Raw genomic sequence first — 21534 nt, 5'->3', positions numbered from 1 at the left:
TATCAGCATTTAGCATACAGTCTTATTTTTGGTCTTTTTACCCTTTATTTGTTTTGTAATGCTGTCACAATTTCCTCTAATTTCATTCCTCTAGATGCCTTTACAAGGACTAATGTTTGATTATTAACATGCTGCTCTAATTCTTTTATCAATTCATTCTTTTCCATAAAGGAAAAAACTCGGTGTTTCCCAAGGGTAGAGCGTGCACCTTCAGCAATACGTTCCGCTAGTTTTCCAAAGGTAAATACGAAATCGATTTTTCCAGGATTTAAACTCCCGCCAATTTGTTGATGATATTGTTCTTCTTGAGGTCCCAATTCTAGCATGTCACCAAGAACTAGGATGACTTTTTCATAACCCTTAAGGTTTGATACAAGTTCAATCGCTGCCATCATGGAGGTAGGACTAGCATTATAGGCATCGTTGATAATCTTTTCCCCATGTACCCCTTCAACTAACTCCATTCTCATATTGGTTAGTTTTACGTTTGTTAATCCTTGGTTCATTTTTGTAAAAGGCACTTCAAAGTAATGAGCAATAATCATCGCTGCCAGTGCATTTAATATATTATGTGTTCCTAATACTGGAAGTTCGAAGTTTTCCGAAGACCCATGGATTTTAAACCTATTTCCTTGGTCTAACTGGATAATTTCTGTAGGATAAAAATCATTCGTGTTACTTCTTCCAAAGGTTTGAACCTGTACGTTTCCTTTGTATTTATTGATTCGTTCCATTAGAAGCGGTTCATCGCCGTGGATTACCGCCAAACCGCCCTCTTTTAGACCTTGCAAAATTTCCAGCTTTGCTTCTGCGATTCCTTCTCTTGATCCAAGGTCAAGCAGGTGGGATTCCCCAATATTAGTAATAACAACCGCGTCAGGGGAAGCAAGTTTTGTAAGGAATTCAATTTCCCCTCTTCCACTCATTCCCATTTCCAAAACAGCAATTTCAGTATCCTCATCCAAGCCTAAAACAGTTAAAGGCAATCCAATATGGTTATTATAATTCCCTTCTGTTTTTTGAACTTTATAGGTGGTGGATAACAAGGAAGCGGTCATATCCTTTGTTGTTGTTTTTCCATTACTGCCAGTAATCCCTACAACTTTAACAGGTAACTGTCTTCGGTATTCTCTTGCTAATTCCTGCAAGGCTTCTAGACAATTATCTACAATAAGAATGGGTAAATGGGTTGGTGGATGTGGCACATCGCTTTGCCAAAGTGCAGCCGCTGCGCCCATTTTCAGAGAATCTTCTACAAATTTATGACCATCTGAGTTTTCACCTTTAAACGGAATAAACAAGTTTCCATTTTCAATTTTTCTAGAGTCGATGGACACTCCTGTGATTTCGAAATCAGCAAAGGAGGTAATCTCATTTTTGACAGCAATCATTTCTGATATCTGTCTTAAGGTTTTTTTTATCATTTTAATCCTCCGGTTAAATAGTTTAAATATGGCTGTTTGTACATATTGATGTTAAAATCTTAAAGCCGATTTTAACGTGTAATTAGTTTTTTTTACGATTAAATTTAGTTTGCAGGCTCTTTTCTTTTTATATTTTGTTCCTAAAAGCAATAAAGGTTAAGAAAAGAGCGTTAAATAAAGACACGGCACCATGCCGTGTCAAAGTAATCTAGAAGGTATATTTTATGTTTTGTTTTTCAGCATGTCTTTCTTTTGCAAGATTAACAAGAGATTCAATCAATTGTGGGTACTCAACGCCTGTATGCTTCCATAACAGTGGGAACATGCTAAACGGTGTGAAGCCTGGCATCGTATTCACTTCATTGATTAAGGCTTTACCACCCTTAGTTAAGAAGAAGTCGGCACGAACAAGACCTGAGCAATCTAACGCTTTAAAGGCTTGAATAGCCATCTCGTTAATTTGTTGATACTCTTCTGTTGTAACATCTGCCGGAATAATTAATGCCGTATCACCATCTTCATATTTCGCTTTATAATCATAAAAATCCTTCTTTGGAACAATTTCACCCGCAACCGAGCACTTCGGTTCATCGTTGCCAAGGATAGCAACTTCAATTTCACGTGCTATGACACCTTCCTCAATGATCACTTTCCGGTCAAATTGAAAGGCTTCAACGAAAGCCGCTTCTAACTCTGAGCGGTTTGTACATTTACTGATGCCTACACTAGAGCCAAGGTTTGCTGGTTTCACAAAGCAAGGGTAACCAAGTTTCTCTTCCACTTTTGCATAGACAGCATCTTTTGCCTTTTCCCATTCGGTCCTTATAAAGGCTACATAATTTACTTGCGCCAGACCTGCTTGAGCGAACACATTCTTCATCATTACTTTATCCATACCAGCCGCAGAGGCTAAAACACCATTACCGACATATGGAAGGTTTAACAATTCCAATAATCCTTGAACTGTTCCGTCCTCACCATTTGGTCCGTGCAGCAGTGGGAATATCACATCTAACGTTCTATTATCCTGCTTTTCACTCCCGTGAAATAGAGATGGTGCCAAAGATAATGGTGATAATTGATTTTCTGCTGAAAATTCCAATGCTTTGACGTTTTCTACAGGTGCATGAAGCTGAGGCCCTTTTATCCACTGTCCTTCAACATTTATGTAAATCGGATGTATTTCATATTTTTCAAGATCGAGCGCCTTAATAACTGCAAGGGCAGTTTGTAAGGATACTTTATGTTCAGCGGATTTTCCCCCGTATAGTAAACCAATTTTTGTTTTCATAGTAAACCTCCATTTTCGCATTTCACGATTTTATTTTAACACTTTTATTATTTTATGAAACCTACTGCTTGGTTAAAAACTCCCTATTATCACTAACACAAATAAAATCTCCCCACTGAAATGGAGAGATTAGATGACAGTAAGCTTCCATTCTTTTGTTTTTTTATCAAAGATAATTTTAGCATGACAGGTTTCACCTGAAATTTGTTCATATTCCTCGTACATATCATCCATTGAAGCAAAATCCCCTATCACCCAGATTGGAATTTCCAGCCTATTACGCTGATGATCCACATCTCGCAAGGAAATACAGATTCCCTCTTTAATAAAGGGTGTTAAAGACAGGAGAATTTCCTTATTTATTGGTGGATATAATCGTTTTTTTCTAAGACCAAGGAGTGACTTTTCAAGTTTCAACTCTCCTAATTTACTTGAAAGTGCATGACTTAAGAGATGAAAAAAGTCTTTAAAGCTTCGATAATATATTTTATTAAAAAAACCATCATCATGAGCCAAATAAACAAAACGATTACCTAGCTTATTATAAAAGGGCAGTTTTAAATGCTGCTTTTGGTGCCCTAAATATAATACTTCTGCCATTTCTTGCCCAGTAAGTTCATTTAACCCTTCTTCTTCAACAAAGTCGATCCAGCAAAAATCACCGTAGCCGTATATATCTTCAAGCGCAAGCTTATCGATTCTGTCCTCAGGACAGTATTCGAGTAAAGTATGCATATTAAAGTCACCATCATCAAAGCGGTGCTTTAATAACAGTAAATGATTCAAGGAGCCCGAAAAAGCAGCGGCAAATTCGAAAAATTCAATCCCGTATGAAAGTACATACTGATCATTTTGATTTAAGTGGACGTAGACGAGATCCTGTATGTCTGGATGATGCCTTTTCAAAGCCAAACTCCTCCAATCATGGAAAATAAAATCTATAAAAATGAGTTAGAAAATTACTGAATTAAAGTGTTCACCAATATTAACCAATCCTTATCCATTTTATCATTAATAGTCCAAATAGCTTATTTCAATTCTTTTACAAATGAAAAGATGTTTGTGATACTCTTGAAACAGTTGGCTTGATTATTTTATGAATAACATATACTAGTCTTAAACTCCTTACTAGTATTAACTGCCTAATTAGCAACAAATCATTTTTTTCATAATTGTATAGTGAAGATAAAACGCACCGTTAGAAAGGAGCGTCTGTAAAATGATTAAAGATATGACTCAAGACGAAATATCGCTTCATATTATAAAATTATTAAAAGAAAATAAAAAGTCTGACTTTATTACCATCCTCGAAGAATTGCAGCCCTATGATACCGCAAAAATATACGAGGATTTACCAGAAAAGCATAAACTTCGTTTTCTTTTATTCTTAAATTTCGAGGTACTTGCTGACTTGATGCAGGAACTGGAAAAAGAAGAACAGCTTGAGGTATTAAATAAGCTTGGTATTGAGAAATCTAGTAAAGTTCTGGATCTTATGGACAATGATGATTTAGCGTTACTCCTAGACGAACTCTCACCTGAGAAAAAAGAGTCATTGCTCTCTGGTATGAAGGTAGAAGAGTCTAAAGCTGTTACTGATATCATGAATTATCCGCCTGAGACGGCAGGAAGAATCATGACCAATCGCTTTGTCTGGATTCGAAATTATTATACTGTTAGAGAAGCGGTTGATAAATTAAAGACGTTTGCAGAGTTTGCAGAATCGATTAACTACTTGTATGTTGTTGATGAACAGAGAAAGCTGGTCGGTGTTGTTTCTTATCGCGACTTACTATTGGCGGACCCCAATGAAAAAATTAATGATATTATGTACGAACGGGTTATCTCTGTTTCGGTCACAACCGACCAAGAAGTCGTTGCCAGGATGGCAGAACGATACGATTTCCTCGCTATTCCTGTTGTAGATAAAGGAAATATGCTTGTCGGTATTGTAACCGTTGATGACATCATTGACGTCTTCATTCAGGAAGCGAATGAAGATATCGAAAAGTTATCAGCCTCTGGAAAATCGATTGACTTTGATACTAAAACATTTGTGGCTGCGGCAAGAAGGCTTCCATGGCTAATATTGCTTTTATTTATTGGTCTCATATCTGGCAGGATCATTAGCAGCTTTGAAAATACCCTGGAGCAGGTTGTCGCCATTGCCTTTTTCATGCCAATGATTGCAGGCATGACTGGAAATACTGGAACACAGTCACTTGCAGTGGTTGTAAGAGGCCTTATTTCACATGATATTGATAAGGGAGTCATTGTACGTTTAATTGCCCGTGAACTCGGTGTTGGCGTGACCATCGGGATTACCTGCGCAATCCTCATTTCCATCATAGCTTACATCTGGCAGGGAAGCTTTATCTTAGGTGCCGTCGTCGGTGTTTCATTATTTTTCACACTGATTATCGGCACACTGGCTGGTACGATTATCCCGCTGATTTTATTCCGTTTAAATATTGATCCCGCCGTAGCTTCTGGTCCATTGATTACAACAATTAATGATATATTTTCGTTACTCACTTACTTTGGTATCGCAACGATGTTCCTAAACTATCTCATGTAGGCACGGTCTTAGACCGTGTTTATTTTTTTGAAACATAATCTTTATTCCAATCGTCATATTAGTAAAGTACTTGTAATAAATTTCCTAAATATATTGTTACCAAATCTTTTCTTTGTTAGCATAGCACTATACAACAGATAAAATTGGGTGTGGCATATGGACAATTTCACAAAAAAAGTTGATCGCTTCGATTGGACGTTAACATTAATTTTATTTTTATTTTTTCTGGTTAGTTGTGTAGGCATTTATAGTGCACAAACTGCTGGACAGTACGAAGATAATTTTTTAGTGAGACAAACATTCTGGTACGTCGTTGGAGCAGCAATCATTTCCATTACAATCCTTTTTGACAGCTATCAATACAAGCGACTTTCTTGGTATTTATATGGGTTTGGGCTTATTTTACTTATAGGTGTCCTAGCAGCTCCTGAAAGTATAGCCCCGATTAGAAATGGAGCAAAAAGCTGGTTTATTACTCCGCTTGGTTCCATCCAACCTTCAGAGTTTGTAAAAACCTTTTTAATTTTAGCACTTAGCCGTGTCGCTGCCCAGCACCAGGAAAAACATCTTGTAAAAACAGTTAAATTAGATTTTTGGTTATTAATTAAATTTGGGATTACTACTGCCATTCCCATTTTCTTTATTATGAAGCAAAACGATTTAGGTACGTCACTCGTGTTATTATCAATTTTAGTGGGCTTCATTTTAGTCTCGGGGATCACCTGGAAGATTATTTTACCTATCTTCACCACCGGCGCATCACTTGGAGTTTTCATTATTTATTTAGTCGTGCAAAGACCGGATATCCTTGAAAAGTATTTACATGTCCAGGAGTACAAATTTAATCGGATTTATGCATGGCTCGATCCATTTAATCATTCAAGCAGCTCAGGTTATCACTTGTTGAAATCATTGAGTGCTATTGGGTCTGGGCTGATAACTGGAAAAGGCTTTGGTAATCGTGAGGTATATATTCCTGAAGGACATACGGACTTTATCTTTAGTGTGATTGGGGAAGAATACGGTTTTGTTGGCGGCAGTATTGTCATTGGTCTATTCTTTCTATTAATTTATCACTTAATTAAAACTGCCTTGGATACGAATGATCCGTTTAATACATATGTGTGTACAGGAATCATTTCCATGCTTACCTTCCATGTTTTCCAAAACATCGGGATGACGATTCAGGTACTTCCGATTACAGGTATTCCCCTGCCTTTTATCAGCTATGGCGGCAGTTCGTTGATGGGTAATATGTTCGCCATGGGTATCGTCTATAGCATTCGATTTCATCATCGTAATTATATGTTCTCATCATCTAGGTCACTAAGTAGTGAATAGAGCAGCGGAGATTTCCGCTGTTTTTATTTCTTTCTTATCGGAAGTGGTATAAACTAAGAAAAGCAAAAATATTTACAAAAGTGAAGGTGGAGTATGAAGGAATTTATTTTTTCGATATTGGAGTTTTTATCCGAGTTAGGTTACTTTGGAATCGCACTAGGATTAATGATAGAAGTTATTCCAAGTGAAATCGTCCTAGGGTACGGCGGCTATATGATTTCGGAAGGAATTCTCGGTTATCCAGGCGCGATTATTGCAGGGACCATAGGCGGGACTTTTGCGCAGTTATTCCTCTATTGGGCTGGTTATTACGGTGGGCGTCCATTTTTAGAAAAGTACGGTAAATATGTTCTTATTAAAGAGAAGCAAATTGACCTATCAGAACAATGGTTTAAAAAATATGGCGTTGGTGTCATTTTCTTTGCCCGTTTTATTCCTGTAGTCCGACATGCAATATCCATACCCGCTGGAATTGCTAAAATGTCTCCAACAAAATTTACTGTTTATACGGTAGCAGCCATCATTCCATGGACCATTCTCTTTCTTTATTTAGGACATGCGTTAGGGAAGAATTGGTCACATATCAAAGAATATGCAGCGCAATATACTTTACCAATTCTCATCGGCGCTGTGATTCTCGGAGTAATTTACTACTTAATAAAGAAAACCAAAAAGACAACCACTAACTAAGCTCGAGTGGTTGTTTTTTTTACAGATTTATAACATAATACTCGTTATCGCAGCGGTTAATAAGCTTACAAGTGTTGCACCGTAAAGCAATTTCAATCCAAACTTTGCTACTAGATTACCTTTTGCTTCATTCAGACCCTTTACGGCACCTGAGATTATTCCAATCGATGAAAAGTTCGCAAAGGATACAAGAAATACGGAAATAATCCCGACTGTTCTACTGGATAGAGAATCGGTTACTTTTGCTAAATCCATCATCGCTACAAACTCATTGGACAATAATTTCGTTGCCATAATCGTACCAGCCTCCACCATCTCTGCTGCAGGTACCCCAATAATAAAAGCAAGCGGTGAAAAAACATATCCCAGGACCATCTGGAAGCTGATTCCGAAAATGGCTTCGAATACATGGTTAATCATACTAATAATCGCAACAAAACCAATCAACATTGCTCCTACGATGATCGCCACTTTGAATCCATCCAAAATATATTCACCAATAACTTCGAAGAAAGTTTGCTTTCCTTCCTCTTGAACATTGATGATATCTTCTTCATCTGATACATCATAGGGATTAATTATATTGGCAACCATGAACCCGCCAAATAAATTTAATACCAGTGCGGTGATTACATATTTTGGGTCTATCATGGTCATATACGCCCCTAATATCGAGGCTGAAACTGTTGACATAGCCGAAGTACATAAAGTATAAAGACGGTGTTCAGGAATATAAGGAAGCTGTTTTTTCACCGAGATGAACACCTCTGATTGACCAAAAACAGCGGAGGCAACTGCATTATAGGATTCTAATTTACCCAAACCATTCACCTTACTTAAAATAAAGCCGAGATAACGAATGATAATCGGCAGGACTTTAATATACTGAGCAATTCCAATTAATACAGAAATAAATACGATTGGAAGAAGAACGTTTAAGAAAAATGGACCAGTACCTTCGTTAGCCATTCCTCCGAAAACAAAGTTTATTCCCTCTGCAGCATAACTTAAAAGATGGTCAAACAAACTTGAGACTGCTGTAATAATCACAAAACCGATTTCTGTATTTAGCAGCAAAAAAGCAAAAATCAACTGTAATACTAGCATTGTGACAAGCGGTTTAACCTTAATTCGTTTCTTATTGTTACTCACGATATATGCTAACAAAAAGATGATTGCAATTGCAGCCAGAAACATTATATACTTCAAAAATATCTCTCCTATTCATGATGTTCTATCAATGATGTAAAAATGAAGAAATCACTAATAATTCCGACAAATATCGACACTTTCTATTACAAAGTAGATTATAAAAGTACCAATATTTAGTGTCAATCGATTGAGTGATAGTAGTAAAATTCAGGATTTTCACTTTTTTATTATTCCGCCCCTCCTTTCAATTACTCTTTTATAAATAAAAAAACCACCAGAAAGGTGGCTTGTGAAAACAATTTGATATAGATTACTATTTTTCCGCTTTTTCAATAACACGTTTCATAGCTTGAATGTGCCCCAAATGCAGGTTTTCATGGAATAGAACAAAATTAATAAGTTCGCCAAACGTTTCCTGACCTAGAAAAGACTCTTCCAACTTTTTGCTAAAGCCTTCAACTGGAATCTCCTTCATTCTTTTTAATTGGTCTTTCAACTGACTCGTTAAGACTGATACAGAAGGTACATCTCCCTGCCAATCTGCTGGTTTTGTCCCTTTAGCGAATAGTTCCAAATAGTTGGCTGGTAAATGGCTTGTATTTTTAGGAAATCCAAACATAAAGCTCTCAGCAGTCGTTAACACATGCCCAATATGCCAATGAATATTATTGTTAAACCCTTCAGGCTGTATGCCAACCAGACCTTCTTCTAGTGCCTCAACATTCTTGATAAAAAAACTTCTTGTTAACCCCATATTATTAAACAACAATTGGCTCATCCTTTTATTCCTCCTCTTTTTCCCTATCACACTTCTTTATTCTATACCAATATCAACCAATTTTTAACTATTTGTTATTACATTTCTTCCGGGGCTTCAATCCCTAATAATCTCAGCCCTTCCTTCAGAACAATCGTTACAGAAGAGACGAGTGCTAAACGGGCCTGCTGCTCGGCATTTTCTTCAAGAATTTTTACTTCTGCATAATATTTATTAAAGGCTTGCGCGAGGTCCACAATATATTTAGCAATTTGAGATGGATCCAACTGCTCAAATGATCTTTTAATCGCATTTGGGAACTCTGTCAGTAGAACGACAACCTTCCATTCCTTTTCCCAGGCTGTTGAAGAAATTTGTATGTCCGTTCCTGTTTGCCAAGTTGCTTTACGCAAAATGGAGCATGCGCGTGCAAACGTATATTGTACATAAGGACCCGTTTCCCCTTCAAAGCGAAGCATTTCTTCCAGTGAAAATTCAATATCATTCATTCTAAAGTTCTTTAAGTCATGAAACATCACGGCCCCTACGCCGACCTGTTTCGCTACTGTATCTTTGTCCGTGAGGTTAGGATTTTTTTCTTCTATACTGTTTTTCGCCATCGCGATCGATTCATTTAAGACCTCTTCTAATAAAACAACCTTCCCTTTTCGTGTCGACATTTTCTTTCCGTCTTTAAGCATCATCCCAAAAGGAATGTGGACCATTTTTTTTGCCCATTGATAGCCCATTTTATCTAAAACGGCAATTAGCTGCTTAAAATGAAGACTCTGTTCATTCCCTACGACATATAAAGACAAATCAAAGTTATAGTTTTCCTTCCGATAAAGGGCTGCGGCTAAATCACGGGTGGCATAAAGGGTGGCTCCATCGGACTTTTTAATTAAACAAGGAGGTAATCCCTCATCCGTTAGTTCTACCACTTGAGCCTGGTCAGATTCAACCAGCAGTTGTTGTTCCTCTAGCAGCTTGACGACTCGGTCCATTTTATCATTATAAAAAGCTTCCCCTGCAAAGGAATCAAATTGGACGTTCATCAATTCATAGATTCTTGAAAACTCTTGTAAGGACTCATCTCGAAACCACTTCCAAAGCAATAATGCTTCCTCATCACCATCTTCAAGACGTTTAAACCAGCTCCGGCCCTGCTCGACAAGTGAAGGATCACTTTCTGCTTCCTCATGAAACTTAATGTAGAGGGTTAATAATTCCTTAATGGGGTTTTGCTTTACCTTTTCTGCATCTCCCCAAAGCTTATAAGCCGTAATTAACTTGCCGAACTGTGTTCCCCAGTCACCAATATGATTAATTCTAATTGGCTTATAGCCGCATTTTTCCACAATGAAAGCTAGGGCGTTACCGATAACGGTTGAACGTAAATGCCCCATCGAAAACGGCTTTGCGATATTGGGTGATGACATATCAATGGTTACATTACGGTTATTTCCAATGTTAAGTGCACCATACTCTTCCTTTTGCTTAGTAATTTCAGCTATTATAGCTTCAGAAACCAATTTTTTATTTAAAAAGATATTAATATAGGCACCCACCACTTCTACCTTTTCAAATATTGGCGATTGAATCTTCTCGCTTAATTCTTGCGCAATGACATTTGGAGATTTTCTTTTTAATTTTGCTAATGTGAAACACGGAAAGGCTAAGTCACCATGCAACTGACTTTTTGGCTTTTCGATTAGCATTTCAAGCTCTTTAACATCCATTTCGTGACTCAGGATTTCAAATAATATCCCAGCAAGCTCCTGTTTATAATACATATTATGACCTCCTATTTTTCTCTTTTAAAAAACAAAAAACTCCCGTCTCTATAATGAAGAGACGAGAGTTAACTCGCGGTACCACTCTACTTGTTCAAATGAACCAGCTTGGCTTGTTAACGGAGAATTACTCCGGTCTACCCTACTGCTTTCAGGCAGACATCTCAAAAGTGCGCTTCATCCCCTGCTCCGTACCAGGCTCCCACCACCCCTGACTCGCTTTTGACTTCACAGAAAACTACTCTCTTTTTCATTGATTTTTTCCGACTTGATTTTGTTGTTATTATACTGGATAAATAAGGATTTATCCAGTCATTACTGATTATTTTTACATTATGGGTACCCTAACGTAAAGGAGGGATATCATCATGGCCAGAAGAAATAAAATTCTTGTCCCTGAGGCTAGAAATGGATTAGATGCCTTGAAGGCGAAGGTCGTTCAGGCACAAAATCCTGAGAACGCAAAGTTTGAGGCTGCAGAAGAGGTTGGTGTTCCTTTGAAAAAAGGTTACAACGGTCAACTCACTTCACAGCAAGCAGGTAAGGTTGGCGGCAGACTAGGCGGCAGCATGGTCCGTGAGCTGGTTAAAATGGCACAGGAAAACATGATTAAAAAAAGGTAAGCAGTGGGTCCACCCACTGCTTTCTTACGACCCGGTCGAACGATAATGCCTGACCCCAAATTGCCATACAAGAAAACAGGGAAGAATAAAGAGGCTGCCTGCGACAGGAGTCAGCATATATAAGATCTCGTTTCCCTCTGTTTTCCCAAGAATAAATAGTAAAGGCAAATAATTGACGGTTCCAAAAGGGATGACATAGGTGAATATTCGGGCCACCCACTTTTGGTAAATATTTAACGGATATTGAGCCATCTCTCTGCCGCCATCGGTAAAGATATTGGCGACCTCTAAACCCTGAACTGTCCAGAAACACATCGTAGCAGCAAGCATATAAATACCGGTAAAGATTAAGACACCACTAGTAACCATGAAAAGCAGAGTAACAGCCTTAAATAAGCTCCATTCGATAGGAAGATTACTCAAAGCCCACAGGAGGACGATGGCGCTTTGAAGAAGCCTCCCAATCCGGGTAAATTCAAATTTAGATCCTAACACCTGCAAGAATGTGCTTCGCGGGCGTACTAGTACACGGTCGAAATCTCCCTTGATAATCAAACTGGAAAAAGTGTCAAATCCCCGAGCAAAACATTCACTTAACGAAAAAGCCATGTGAATGACAGCAAAACAAAGGGCGACCTCAAAGAACTCCCAACCTTTTATTTGCCCAAAACGTTCAAATAAAAAATAGAGTCCCGCAAAAACCGAAAATGGAATGAAAAACTGTCCAATTGATAGCAGCCAGAACGAGGTCCGGTATTGCATTTGCGATTTAAATAATATTTGCAGATACTTAAAATAAAGGCTCATTTTCTATTATCCCCCCTGAACAACGACTCTTTTTAATGCGGCGTTAAATGCCAGTTTTCCAAGCCATAGGAGACCTAAAAGGTAGCCTAATTGAATGAAAACTCCTATTAGTGCTTCTGTTTGAAGTATATGCCCGGAATAAACACGAAATGGAAAATCAGCTGTCCAGCGAAATGGCAGAACAAATGCTATTTTTTGAAGCCACATCGGCATTAGTGGAATGGGGATAATCAACCCTGCAAAAAATTCCCCTAGAACCCCAAATATCAACAGTGACCCCATTGGAGATAGTGTCACGAATACAGAAATATATAAGAACATTGAAATGGCCACTAAGAGAAGTAAGCCTAATAATAGGGTAATAACAAATAAGATAAAGGTTGTTACATCTGGAGGAAGTGTCATGTTGTAGGGCTTTGGTAAAAAGAAAGCCACAATTAAGATGGGATAACAGCGCAATAGCGCACTGGATAACCGCTGTGCCAGAAGTTTGGCATACCAGAAACCATATAAATCTGCTGGCCTGCAAAGCTCATAGGCAATATTCCCGCTTGTAATTAAATCAAATAACTCATTGTCACGAAACCAGAGCATGACAAAAGCTAGGAATGCCTGCTGAAGCCATATGTATGTAATTAGTTCTTTTAAAGAAATGGGAGGTGTAATCGCCGCATGTTCATAAAAGGCTTCAAATACCATAATCGAAATAAATCCCCAGAAAAATTGCGTCGCCACCCCAGCTAACGCTGCTGCTCGATACTGCATACCAATTAGAAGTCGAAGTTTTAAAACCGATGCATATACCTTCATATTTGGAACTCCTTATAAAGCTGGACGATTATGTCTTCAATGGGCTGGGATTCAATCGTCACATCTAATAGGTCCACCTTTTTGGATAGTTCGGCAATAACATCCGAGGTAAGGATTTGTTCTGTATCGATGCTTAGGACAGCGTGTTCAGGAGACCAGTGTATGATGGTTGTCCCAGGTATATCAATGGAGTTTGTGTTTTTACGGTAGTCTGCCGTAATGGTTTTATGTGTTCCAAAACGTCTTCTTAATTCCTCTAACTTCCCATCATACAGTAAACTCCCTTTGCCTATTAATATCACCCGATTGGCTAGAGCTTCGATATCGTTCATATCATGGGTGGTAAGGACGACTGTCACACCCTTTTCCTGATTGATTGTTTTGATGAATTGCCGGACAGCAATTTTCGAAACGGCGTCTAGTCCGATCGTTGGTTCATCTAAAAATAAGATTTTTGGATTATGTAGTAAGGAGGCTGCAATTTCACAACGCATTCGCTGACCTAAACTTAATTGTCGGACAGGAGCGTTTATGATGTCTTTTAATTCTAGGGTTTCGTTGAGCAGGTCTAATGTAGTTTTATATTCTTGTGGCGGGACTTTGTATATATCTTTCAATAGCTCAAATGAATCGATAACCGGAACATCCCACCATAGCTGAGAACGTTGACCGAAGACAACGCCAATATTTTTTACATACTGGGTACGTTCCTTCCATGGCGTGAAGCCCATTATGCTGCAATTCCCACCGTCAGGGACAAGTATTCCGCTCATAATTTTAATGGTTGTTGATTTTCCTGCACCATTCGGTCCGATGTATCCGACAATTTCACCGGGTTCGATTGTAAACGAGATATCTTTTAAGGCTTCTACGATGGTATGTTCTCTGTGGAAAAGAGCCTTTGTGGCTTGCAGTAATCCAGTGGAGCGCTTCGCTACTTTAAAGGATTTCGTTATGCCTTCTACTTTTATCAAATGGTTCCCTCCCTTTTTGTCACAGAGGAAAATAATACCATTCTACGCAGAAGAGTGTCAAGAATTTTTTGAATTGTTTTTTGTAGATAAATTGTCACAGCTTGGTTGGGGAAATTTCTTTATTATTAGTGTAGAAAGGACGTGGTTTATTTTCTTAAAATCTAGAACTGAATCAGATTTATTAAAGCTATTAGGATTTCTCAACACACGAATGAACTTAACGGAAGACGAAGCGAAGCAGTATTTATACTTGAAGAAAGGATATGAAGGGGAAGTAGCATTTGACCTATTGACGGCTGCCCTAGATTGCGAAATGTATATTCTGAACGATTTAATGCTCGAAATAAATCATTCAAAATTTCAAATTGATTCCTCCCTGATCATTCAAGACACCATTTTCCCTTGTGAAATAAAAAATTTTGAAGGTAATTATTTTTACAAGGATGGTGAGTTTCATTTTTGTGGTGCAAAAACGCCAATCACGAATCCATTACACCAAGTAAAGAGAGCTGAAACGTTACTCCAACAATATCTGAAAAAAAATGGGTTCTCTTTTCGAATTGTACCCTATCTGGTTTTTATCAATCCCAAATTCTTCTTATATCAAGCTCCCCAAAACGATTCAATTATTTTCCCTCCACAGCTAAGCTCCTTTATGAAAAAACTAAACTCAAAGCCATCAAACCTAAATGGGATGCAGCGAAAACTGGCTGATAAAATGATAGCGGATCATATCATTGAATCTCCGTATCCGAAATTACCCTCTTATGAATACCATTCACTGCGAAAAGGGTCCACTTGTGCTATCTGTAGCTCCTTTCATATTGCTTGTGGCGAAAGGAAAGTTACATGTAAAGATTGTGGCTTTGAGGAGGAGGTTGAATCAGCTGTTGTACGGAGTGTGGAAGAATTAATGCTGCTTTTTCCAGACTTAAAAATCACCACTAATATTATTCATGACTGGTGTGGAGTGGTAGAGTCTAGAAAGACGATTCGGACGATTTTAAAGAAGAACTTTAAAGCTGTAGGTTATGGACAATGGTCTATTTATGAGAAAATGTAACCGAGTTAAAAAATGGTTCCTTAATTGACCGCTTTTATTAATGAAAAAACTGGGAACCACTTTCCCTTGCTGAATTGGTTACCAATTTATCTTTTCACTTGCTACTTTGGTAACCAATAACCTCTATTGGTTACCACTTTTCTTTTTTTACTTGCTGTTTCGGTCACCAATACCCTCTCTTGGTTACCTCTTTTCTTTTTTCCTTGCTGTTTCGGTCACCAATTATCTCAATTTAATAATACTTTTCGATTTTTACATTCTATTACCTAAATTACGATAAAAGGATGCCACTAAAAAATTATACTTTAATGACATCCTCAATTATTTCATTTTCTACTTTCTTATTGGAACCATTCTAACGGAACCATAACCAGCGCTGGGAAAAGAGTTAATAGAATAAGTATAATGATCTCTGCAATTAAAAATGGCCAAACCCCTTTCATAATATCATCCATACTAATTTTCCCTACCCCTGCCGCAACGTTAAGAACTGTTCCAACTGGTGGTGTTAAAAGGCCTATACAATTATTCAATACGAATAATAACCCAAAAAATACTGGATCAATTCCTGCTTGTGTGACCACAGGCATAAGTACTGGAGTAAGAATTAATATAGTTGGCGTTACATCCATTGCCGTTCCAACAATAAGGACAATTAAATTGATGATGATAAGCAACGAAAGTTGATGATCCATAAATGGCTCTAGCAATGTGATAAGTTGACTTGGTATATTGGCCACTGTGATTAACCAACTAGATACCATGGCTGCTGCGGCTAAAAGCATGACAATACTAGTTGTTTTAGCTGCAACCACTAATACATCATAAAGTTGTTTTAACTTTAATTCCCGATAGATAACCAACCCAACAAACAAAGCATAAAAAGCAGCCACTGCCGCCGCTTCGGTCGGTGTGAAAACACCACCCCGTAATCCGCCGATAATAATGAGTGGCATAAGTAATGCCCAAAAGGCAGAACGAGTTGCTGCCCATTTCTCTTTAGCCGTCTTACGTGGCTGGGCAACTGTCTTATCTTTTCTGACTACAATTGTCCATGTTATGGTTAAAGCTACTGCAAGTAACAGCCCCGGTACGATGCCAGCCATAAATAACTTAGAAATGGAAACTCCAGCTGTCACCCCAAATACAATCATCGGAATGCTAGGTGGAATGATGGGTGCAATAATTCCTCCCGCTGCAATTAGCCCTGCAGAACGGTTCCGATTGTACCCTGCACTTACCATCATCGGTATCAGAATGGCACCAAGTGCTGCTGTATCCGCTACAGCTGAACCAGATAATCCGGCAAACAAAACACTCGCAATAATAGCTACGTACCCCAATCCACCACGAATATGGCCTACATAGGCCATCGCTAAGCTAATGATACGTTTGGAAATTCCTCCTGCATTCATTAACTCTCCTGCCAGGATAAAGAAGGGAATCGCCATAAGCGGGAAATTATCCGCACCATCAATTAAGTTGGCAGCTAAAATTTGCGTATCAAAATTACCCATAAATAACATAAGGATGATACCACTAAGCAAAAGAGCAAAAGCAATGGGAACGCCAAACGCCATTACACCCAGAAGTGATCCTACAAAAACGGCCAATGTCATGACATCTTCTCCCCTTTTCCATCTTTCGTATGTTCAAGCTCCATTTGCTCGACAAGTTCTTCAGAGTCCGTCGTCATGACAAATTCACTTTCACTCATTTTGTTTGATAAAGCACGGAACAACCTTAGAATAATAATGAGACCCATACAAACACTCATTACCATTCCAATCATATAGATATAGGCATAAGACATACCGGTAGCTGGTGCCGACTGGTCCATGTTAATGATTGTTAGTTTCCAACTGCCATCAAATATGAGGATAAGTGTAATAATCATTAGTAAATTGCTAATTACATAAACGATCTTTTTTCCTTTTAAAGGCAACTTTTTTACAATTGAATCTACACCTAAATGTTCATTATCTTTCAAGGCTAGAATGGCACCTAAGAAAATTAACCAGATAAATAAAAAACGCGATACTTCTTCTGACCAGGTAATCCCTGAATTAAAAGCGTAGCGCAATACAACGTTTCCAAATACAAAAATCGCCATAAGTGAAAGAAATAGTGCGATGATTAACTTTAAGAAGGAATAAACCCTTTGGATCAATACTTCCACTAAACACATCCCCTTACATAAGAGTAGAGAAGGGTTCCTTCAGAACCCTTACTCTTTCATTATGATTAATTTCCCTGTTGTTTAATTTTCTCTACCATTTCTTTTGCCCACGGATATTCTTTATAGTAAGATTCGTACATTGGCTGAACAGATTTTTCCATTTCATTCAGGAATTTTTCATTTGGAGTAACAAATTTCATCCCTTTTTCAGCGAGGAACTTTTTATCAGATTCGTAGTTTTCCTCAGATAGCTTCCACTCGTAATCAGCGTATTCTTTCGCTGCCTCTTCTACAGCCTTCTTCTGATTATCAGATAACTTATTCCAAAAGGCTTGGTTTACAATAAGTACATTTGGAGTAAAGCCGTGGCGTGACTCTAAAATATGTGTTTGAACTTCATAAAAACCAGAAGACTTTACAACCCCAATTGGATTATCTTGAGCGTCAACCACTTTTTGTTCCATTGCTGTAAATACTTCAGATAGCGGCATTGGTGAGACATTGGCTCCTAATGCTTTACCCAACTCTACAAACACAGGTGTATTAGGCATACGCAGTCTAAGTCCTTTAAAATCATCCATACTAGCAACCTCACGATTCGATGAAACCATTCTAAAGCCGTTTGCAGTCCACGCTAACGTATGAACACCATGAACCTCCGCCAGCTCATCCGTCATTTCTTTTCCAATAGGACCATCTAATACTGCCTTTGCATGTTTGAAATCTTTTACTAAGAAGGGTCTTTCAATAACGCCCATTTTAGGAACATCCGCCTGCATAATCATTCCAGGGATCCCCATTTCAATTGTCCCATTACGAACACCCGTATAAAACTCTTTTTCCCCGCCTAGTTTATTATTTTCGTAGATTTCTACTTTTAACGTTCCACCCGACTTTTCTTCAACTAGCGGTTTAAATTTTTCCTTCAATGCAACATTTTGTGGATGATCGATTGCGTAGTAATTGGCTACTTTGATTGTAAAGGATTGGTCTTTACTGCCCTCGCTACCCTTACTATCCTTGTTACCCGATGCTTGATCAGATTTACTTCCGCAAGCAGCTAATATAGTTGTGATCATAAAAACGATTGCTAAAATCATACTCCACTTTTTCATTACCTTATCTCCCCTTTATTTTAATGTGTGTTTCTCCCGTGCTTAACTGAATTAGAATGTAATCATTGCCTTTATTGTGTTTGACTCTGGTTTAGATAGGGTTTCAAATTCCCCAATAATTTCCTCAAATGAAGTTTTTGAGGTAATAAAGGCATTGGTATTAAGTTGCCCTTGTTTAATGGTTTGAATCACATACTCAAAATCTTGCTTTGTTGCATTTCGACTTGATAATAGAGTTAATTCCTTTCTATGAAACTCTGGATCGGGGAAAGAAATATCTGCCTGAACAAGTCCAACAAAAACAAGTCGTCCTCCATTAGCAGCATATTTGTATGCGTTATTCATTGAATTTACATTGCCAGTAACATCAAAGACAACGTTTACAAAATCACCATTTGTTATTTTGTTGATTTCTTCAATGGCATCAGAGGAAGCAACATCGATTACATAATCAACATCCGCCCAATTTTCGCAAAAATCTAACCGCTTTTCATTCACGTCTAGAGCAATCACCTTTGCTCCGGCTAGTTTAGCAAATTTCATTACCCCTAAACCAATCGGCCCAGCACCGATGACAGCCACAAATTCAGAGGGTTCAATGTCCGCACGTCTCACCGCATGTGCACCAATACTCAAGCATTCGACTGTAGCTGCTTCTTCTAATGTGATATCATTAGTTTTCATTAAGTGAGAAACGGGAATCGTCATATATTCCTGCATACCACCATCCGTATGTACCCCCAAGACCTTTAACTCTGTACAACAATTAGGTTTTCCATTACGGCATGCAATACATGTTCCACATTCAAGATAAGGAATCATCGTTACTTGATCACCAATAACGAAATTCTTTTGATTGGTTTGGATATCGACAATTTCCCCTGCCAATTCGTGACCTAAAACCCGCGGATAACTAAAATACGGCTGGCGTCCCCGATAGGCATGAAAGTCCGTTCCACATATGCCAACACGACGAATACGAATCAATGCTTCACCGTCTTTTATAGAAGGCTTTTTAACATCATTCATAACAAACTGATTAGGTTTTTCACAAACAAGACTTTTCATGTTGTCTTCCTCTCTTTTCCGTTTGAAATCTAAATGAAAAAATAACTGTGTCTACAGACATTGAACCATCCCCTTGTGGCAGCGTTTACATTCAATCCATAACATAATTCATTCATTTAAAAACATCTTATATTCTTCGTGAAGTGTGATATGTTACACTTCACATTTTTAGAATAAATGCCTTCTAATTAATTGTCAACATTTTTTCGAATTAACTGATAAATAAAGTTAACATAGAATACAGAAATCTATTATCTCCATACTTAGTCTTGAATAATAAAAGATCTCCTTTTAAAAAAATTGACGTTTTGCAGATCATTCATTATAATTTTTATTGTATATTAATTTTACTTATATTTACTATTATTCATTTGTGACATGTTACACATTACATCATAAAGTATCAAGGGAGGTGAATAGAGATTGTCTAGTGAAATCGAAACTTCACTTTTAACCAACCAGGTTTATAAGGCACTTAGGGGGAAAATCATCGATGGAAAATACAAACCAGGTGACAAACTAGATATTTATAAGCTTGCAGACGATTTCGAAGTAAGTCGTTCTCCAGTGAAAAGCGCTATTAATCAGCTTGTTCATGAGGGCCTGCTCGAAATCGTCCCTCGTAAAGGAACCTATGTCACACAATTGCAATTTACTGATTTTATTGAAGTCCTTGATGCACGCTTAATGATAGAAATGTGGGCAGCACAGAAAATAATCCACACAGTCTCCGATACTCAACTTGAGGAATGGGAAAATATTGTAGAAGAAATGGATTCGTTAATAGAGGTAAATCCATTCCCTTTTGAGTTGTATGTTGAATTAGATGTTGCATTTCATAAAGCTTTAGTCGAATGGTCAAATAATAATAAAATCAAGGATATTTATAGTTCTCTAAATACACATGTTGCCTTGTCTCGTATTGTGCATCCAACCTCACTTGAAAGCACAATTAAAAGACATAGTCACCATCATCGTTTAGTTGAAGCCATGCGGGAACAAAATCTCCCTACTTTCCTAGGAGTATTAAAGCTTCATATCGAAAGTCTAAAAAAAGAGTCTGAATTATGCTGGAACGATTTTGCAAAATAATTCCTTCAAATTCTCAAGAACGGTTTTTACAGGAGTTAATCGGAAGTTTTGCACACAAAAAGGCACAATGAGCGGATTATTGCTAATTGTGCCTTTGAGGTTTTCTAAGTCATAACGGGTCAAGATTTCATCAGGTGTACGCAAATTAACATTAAAAATGAAATAACCATTATACTCGCCACCCATAACCAGGCCAATTCCATATTACCTGAATCAATGGCTACATATATTGCGGTTGGAATGGTTTGGGTTTTTCCTGGGATGTTTCCAGCAAACATTAAAGTAGCTCCAAACTCCCCTAATGCTCTTGCAAAACTCAATATTGCACCCGAAATGATTGCTTTATATGCGAGAGGAATGGTAACAAACATAAATAACTTATACTCATTTGCCCCGTCAACACGCGCTGCATTCTCAATATCCTCATCAATCGATTCAAATCCTGTCTTAGCAGATTGATACATAAGAGGGAAAGCTACAACAGAAGAGGCAATCACGGCAGCCCACCACGTAAACATAACAGGCTGTCTAAACAATTCTTCTAACATTTGTCCTACGGGACTATTTCTGCCAAAAATAACAATTAACAAAAAACCTACAACAGAAGGAGGTAATACTAACGGTAAAAGGAAAACCGTTTCAATTAAGGCTAACCCTTTGAATTTTTTATTAGCCATAACCTTCCCTAAAAATAACCCAAAAACTACAACCAATATTCCAGAGACAGAGGCTATCTCAACGGATAGTCTGATCGGTGACCAAAAATCAGTTGCCATT

20 protein-coding genes and 1 other annotated feature are annotated in these 21534 nt (G+C 37.9%); of the genes, 6 read left to right on the top strand and 14 right to left on the bottom strand.

What is annotated here, in order from left to right:
• Positions 1-44: 44 nt before the first annotated feature.
• From J2Y03_RS27155 to J2Y03_RS27145, 3 genes are all read right to left on the bottom strand, one after another.
• Complete coding sequence (locus J2Y03_RS27155; RefSeq protein ID WP_310200231.1) at positions 45-1424, bottom strand: UDP-N-acetylmuramoyl-tripeptide--D-alanyl-D-alanine ligase; 1380 nt, start codon at positions 1422-1424, stop codon at positions 45-47.
• 208 nt (positions 1425-1632) lie between these two features.
• Positions 1633-2715, bottom strand: coding sequence for a D-alanine--D-alanine ligase (locus J2Y03_RS27150; protein ID WP_310200229.1), 1083 nt, complete (start codon positions 2713-2715; stop codon positions 1633-1635).
• Positions 2716-2844: 129 nt separating this feature from the next.
• Positions 2845-3621 (bottom strand): hypothetical protein, encoded by a 777-nt coding sequence (locus J2Y03_RS27145; protein WP_310200227.1) that lies wholly within the window; start codon positions 3619-3621, stop codon positions 2845-2847.
• A gap of 313 nt (positions 3622-3934) precedes the next feature.
• Here J2Y03_RS27145 and mgtE point away from each other — a divergent pair, with 313 nt between their 5' ends.
• From mgtE to uptA, 3 genes are all read left to right on the top strand, one after another.
• Complete coding sequence (mgtE, locus tag J2Y03_RS27140) at positions 3935-5293, top strand: magnesium transporter (RefSeq protein WP_310200225.1); 1359 nt, start codon at positions 3935-3937, stop codon at positions 5291-5293.
• A gap of 156 nt (positions 5294-5449) precedes the next feature.
• Positions 5450-6634 carry an FtsW/RodA/SpoVE family cell cycle protein gene (locus tag J2Y03_RS27135; RefSeq protein WP_310200223.1) on the top strand — a complete coding sequence of 395 codons (1185 nt, stop codon included), beginning with the start codon at positions 5450-5452 and terminating at the stop codon, positions 6632-6634.
• A gap of 93 nt (positions 6635-6727) precedes the next feature.
• Complete coding sequence (uptA, locus tag J2Y03_RS27130; RefSeq protein WP_132096992.1) at positions 6728-7324, top strand: undecaprenyl phosphate transporter UptA; 597 nt, start codon at positions 6728-6730, stop codon at positions 7322-7324.
• 27 nt (positions 7325-7351) lie between these two features.
• Here uptA and J2Y03_RS27125 read toward each other — a convergent pair whose 3' ends face one another.
• The 3 genes from J2Y03_RS27125 to argS all read right to left on the bottom strand — a co-directional run bounded on the left by J2Y03_RS27125 (position 7352) and on the right by argS (position 11026).
• Positions 7352-8533 (bottom strand): NupC/NupG family nucleoside CNT transporter, encoded by a 1182-nt coding sequence (locus J2Y03_RS27125; protein WP_132096991.1) that lies wholly within the window; start codon positions 8531-8533, stop codon positions 7352-7354.
• Positions 8534-8789: 256 nt separating this feature from the next.
• Complete coding sequence (locus J2Y03_RS27120; protein ID WP_310200219.1) at positions 8790-9254, bottom strand: DinB family protein; 465 nt, start codon at positions 9252-9254, stop codon at positions 8790-8792.
• 77 nt (positions 9255-9331) lie between these two features.
• Complete coding sequence (gene argS, locus J2Y03_RS27115) at positions 9332-11026, bottom strand: arginine--tRNA ligase (RefSeq protein ID WP_310200217.1); 1695 nt, start codon at positions 11024-11026, stop codon at positions 9332-9334.
• Between the two features lie 54 nt (positions 11027-11080).
• Positions 11081-11289: a binding site (T-box leader), on the bottom strand.
• A gap of 105 nt (positions 11290-11394) precedes the next feature.
• Here argS and J2Y03_RS27110 point away from each other — a divergent pair.
• Positions 11395-11649: an alpha/beta-type small acid-soluble spore protein gene (locus J2Y03_RS27110; protein WP_132096988.1), complete on the top strand. Its 255-nt coding sequence runs from the start codon at positions 11395-11397 to the stop codon at positions 11647-11649.
• Between the two features lie 24 nt (positions 11650-11673).
• Here J2Y03_RS27110 and J2Y03_RS27105 read toward each other — a convergent pair whose 3' ends face one another.
• Genes J2Y03_RS27105 through J2Y03_RS27095 form a run of 3 tightly spaced genes read right to left on the bottom strand, consistent with a single transcriptional unit; the run spans position 11674 to position 14240 of the window.
• Positions 11674-12456 carry an ABC transporter permease gene (locus J2Y03_RS27105; RefSeq protein ID WP_310200215.1) on the bottom strand — a complete coding sequence of 261 codons (783 nt, stop codon included), beginning with the start codon at positions 12454-12456 and terminating at the stop codon, positions 11674-11676.
• 6 nt (positions 12457-12462) lie between these two features.
• Positions 12463-13266 carry an ABC transporter permease gene (locus J2Y03_RS27100; RefSeq protein ID WP_310200213.1) on the bottom strand — a complete coding sequence of 268 codons (804 nt, stop codon included), beginning with the start codon at positions 13264-13266 and terminating at the stop codon, positions 12463-12465.
• The gene (locus J2Y03_RS27095) at positions 13263-14240 is read right to left on the bottom strand and encodes an ABC transporter ATP-binding protein (protein WP_310200211.1); all 978 of its coding nucleotides are present in this window, start codon (positions 14238-14240) and stop codon (positions 13263-13265) included. The genes J2Y03_RS27100 and J2Y03_RS27095 overlap by 4 nt, the downstream gene beginning before the upstream one ends.
• A gap of 16 nt (positions 14241-14256) precedes the next feature.
• On the opposite strand from J2Y03_RS27095, the gene J2Y03_RS27090 reads away from it, so the two are divergent.
• Positions 14257-15303, top strand: a complete 1047-nt coding sequence (locus J2Y03_RS27090; protein ID WP_310200209.1) for a nuclease-related domain-containing protein — start codon at positions 14257-14259, stop codon at positions 15301-15303.
• Between the two features lie 341 nt (positions 15304-15644).
• Here J2Y03_RS27090 and J2Y03_RS27085 read toward each other — a convergent pair whose 3' ends face one another.
• From J2Y03_RS27085 to J2Y03_RS27070, 4 genes are read right to left on the bottom strand one after another with little or no spacing between them, the layout of a single operon-like run.
• On the bottom strand, positions 15645-16922 hold the full coding sequence (locus J2Y03_RS27085) for a TRAP transporter large permease (protein WP_132096984.1): 1278 nt from the start codon (positions 16920-16922) through the stop codon (positions 15645-15647).
• Positions 16919-17491: a TRAP transporter small permease gene (locus J2Y03_RS27080; RefSeq protein WP_132096983.1), complete on the bottom strand. Its 573-nt coding sequence runs from the start codon at positions 17489-17491 to the stop codon at positions 16919-16921. The genes J2Y03_RS27085 and J2Y03_RS27080 overlap by 4 nt, the downstream gene beginning before the upstream one ends.
• A 56-nt stretch (positions 17492-17547) precedes the next feature.
• Positions 17548-18597, bottom strand: a complete 1050-nt coding sequence (locus tag J2Y03_RS27075) for a TRAP transporter substrate-binding protein (protein ID WP_310200204.1) — start codon at positions 18595-18597, stop codon at positions 17548-17550.
• A 51-nt stretch (positions 18598-18648) separates the two neighbouring features.
• Complete coding sequence (locus J2Y03_RS27070) at positions 18649-19665, bottom strand: zinc-binding alcohol dehydrogenase family protein (RefSeq protein ID WP_310200202.1); 1017 nt, start codon at positions 19663-19665, stop codon at positions 18649-18651.
• Positions 19666-20088: 423 nt separating this feature from the next.
• Between J2Y03_RS27070 and J2Y03_RS27065 the strand changes: the two genes are divergently transcribed.
• Positions 20089-20757: a GntR family transcriptional regulator gene (locus tag J2Y03_RS27065; RefSeq protein ID WP_132096980.1), complete on the top strand. Its 669-nt coding sequence runs from the start codon at positions 20089-20091 to the stop codon at positions 20755-20757.
• Between the two features lie 119 nt (positions 20758-20876).
• Here the strand turns inward: J2Y03_RS27065 and modB are convergent, their stop codons facing one another.
• Complete coding sequence (gene modB / locus J2Y03_RS27060; protein ID WP_310200199.1) at positions 20877-21533, bottom strand: molybdate ABC transporter permease subunit; 657 nt, start codon at positions 21531-21533, stop codon at positions 20877-20879.
• Position 21534 lies beyond the last annotated feature (1 nt).

The organism is Neobacillus niacini (assembly GCF_031457145.1).
Classification (GTDB): domain Bacteria; phylum Bacillota; class Bacilli; order Bacillales; family Cytobacillaceae; genus Neobacillus; species Neobacillus niacini_J.
Note: the sequence above shows the minus strand (reverse complement) of the source record. Positions and strands in the feature narration are given on the sequence as shown.

Excerpts from the sequence above, each read along its gene's own strand:
- J2Y03_RS27085 (WP_132096984.1), bottom strand. The coding sequence starts at position 16,922 with ATGACATTGGCCGTTTTTGTAGGATCACTTCTGGGTGTAATGGCGTTT.
- J2Y03_RS27135 (WP_310200223.1), top strand. The coding sequence starts at position 5,450 with ATGGACAATTTCACAAAAAAAGTTGATCGCTTCGATTGGACGTTAACA.
- argS (WP_310200217.1), bottom strand. The coding sequence starts at position 11,026 with ATGTATTATAAACAGGAGCTTGCTGGGATATTATTTGAAATCCTGAGT.
- mgtE (WP_310200225.1), top strand. The coding sequence starts at position 3,935 with ATGATTAAAGATATGACTCAAGACGAAATATCGCTTCATATTATAAAA.
- J2Y03_RS27100 (WP_310200213.1), bottom strand. The coding sequence starts at position 13,266 with ATGAAGGTATATGCATCGGTTTTAAAACTTCGACTTCTAATTGGTATG.
- modB (WP_310200199.1), bottom strand. The coding sequence starts at position 21,533 with ATGGCAACTGATTTTTGGTCACCGATCAGACTATCCGTTGAGATAGCC.
- J2Y03_RS27075 (WP_310200204.1), bottom strand. The coding sequence starts at position 18,597 with ATGAAAAAGTGGAGTATGATTTTAGCAATCGTTTTTATGATCACAACT.
- J2Y03_RS27120 (WP_310200219.1), bottom strand. The coding sequence starts at position 9,254 with ATGAGCCAATTGTTGTTTAATAATATGGGGTTAACAAGAAGTTTTTTT.
- J2Y03_RS27105 (WP_310200215.1), bottom strand. The coding sequence starts at position 12,456 with ATGAGCCTTTATTTTAAGTATCTGCAAATATTATTTAAATCGCAAATG.
- J2Y03_RS27150 (WP_310200229.1), bottom strand. The coding sequence starts at position 2,715 with ATGAAAACAAAAATTGGTTTACTATACGGGGGAAAATCCGCTGAACAT.
- J2Y03_RS27080 (WP_132096983.1), bottom strand. The coding sequence starts at position 17,491 with ATGTGTTTAGTGGAAGTATTGATCCAAAGGGTTTATTCCTTCTTAAAG.
- J2Y03_RS27110 (WP_132096988.1), top strand. The coding sequence starts at position 11,395 with ATGGCCAGAAGAAATAAAATTCTTGTCCCTGAGGCTAGAAATGGATTA.
- J2Y03_RS27070 (WP_310200202.1), bottom strand. The coding sequence starts at position 19,665 with ATGAAAAGTCTTGTTTGTGAAAAACCTAATCAGTTTGTTATGAATGAT.
- uptA (WP_132096992.1), top strand. The coding sequence starts at position 6,728 with ATGAAGGAATTTATTTTTTCGATATTGGAGTTTTTATCCGAGTTAGGT.
- J2Y03_RS27155 (WP_310200231.1), bottom strand. The coding sequence starts at position 1,424 with ATGATAAAAAAAACCTTAAGACAGATATCAGAAATGATTGCTGTCAAA.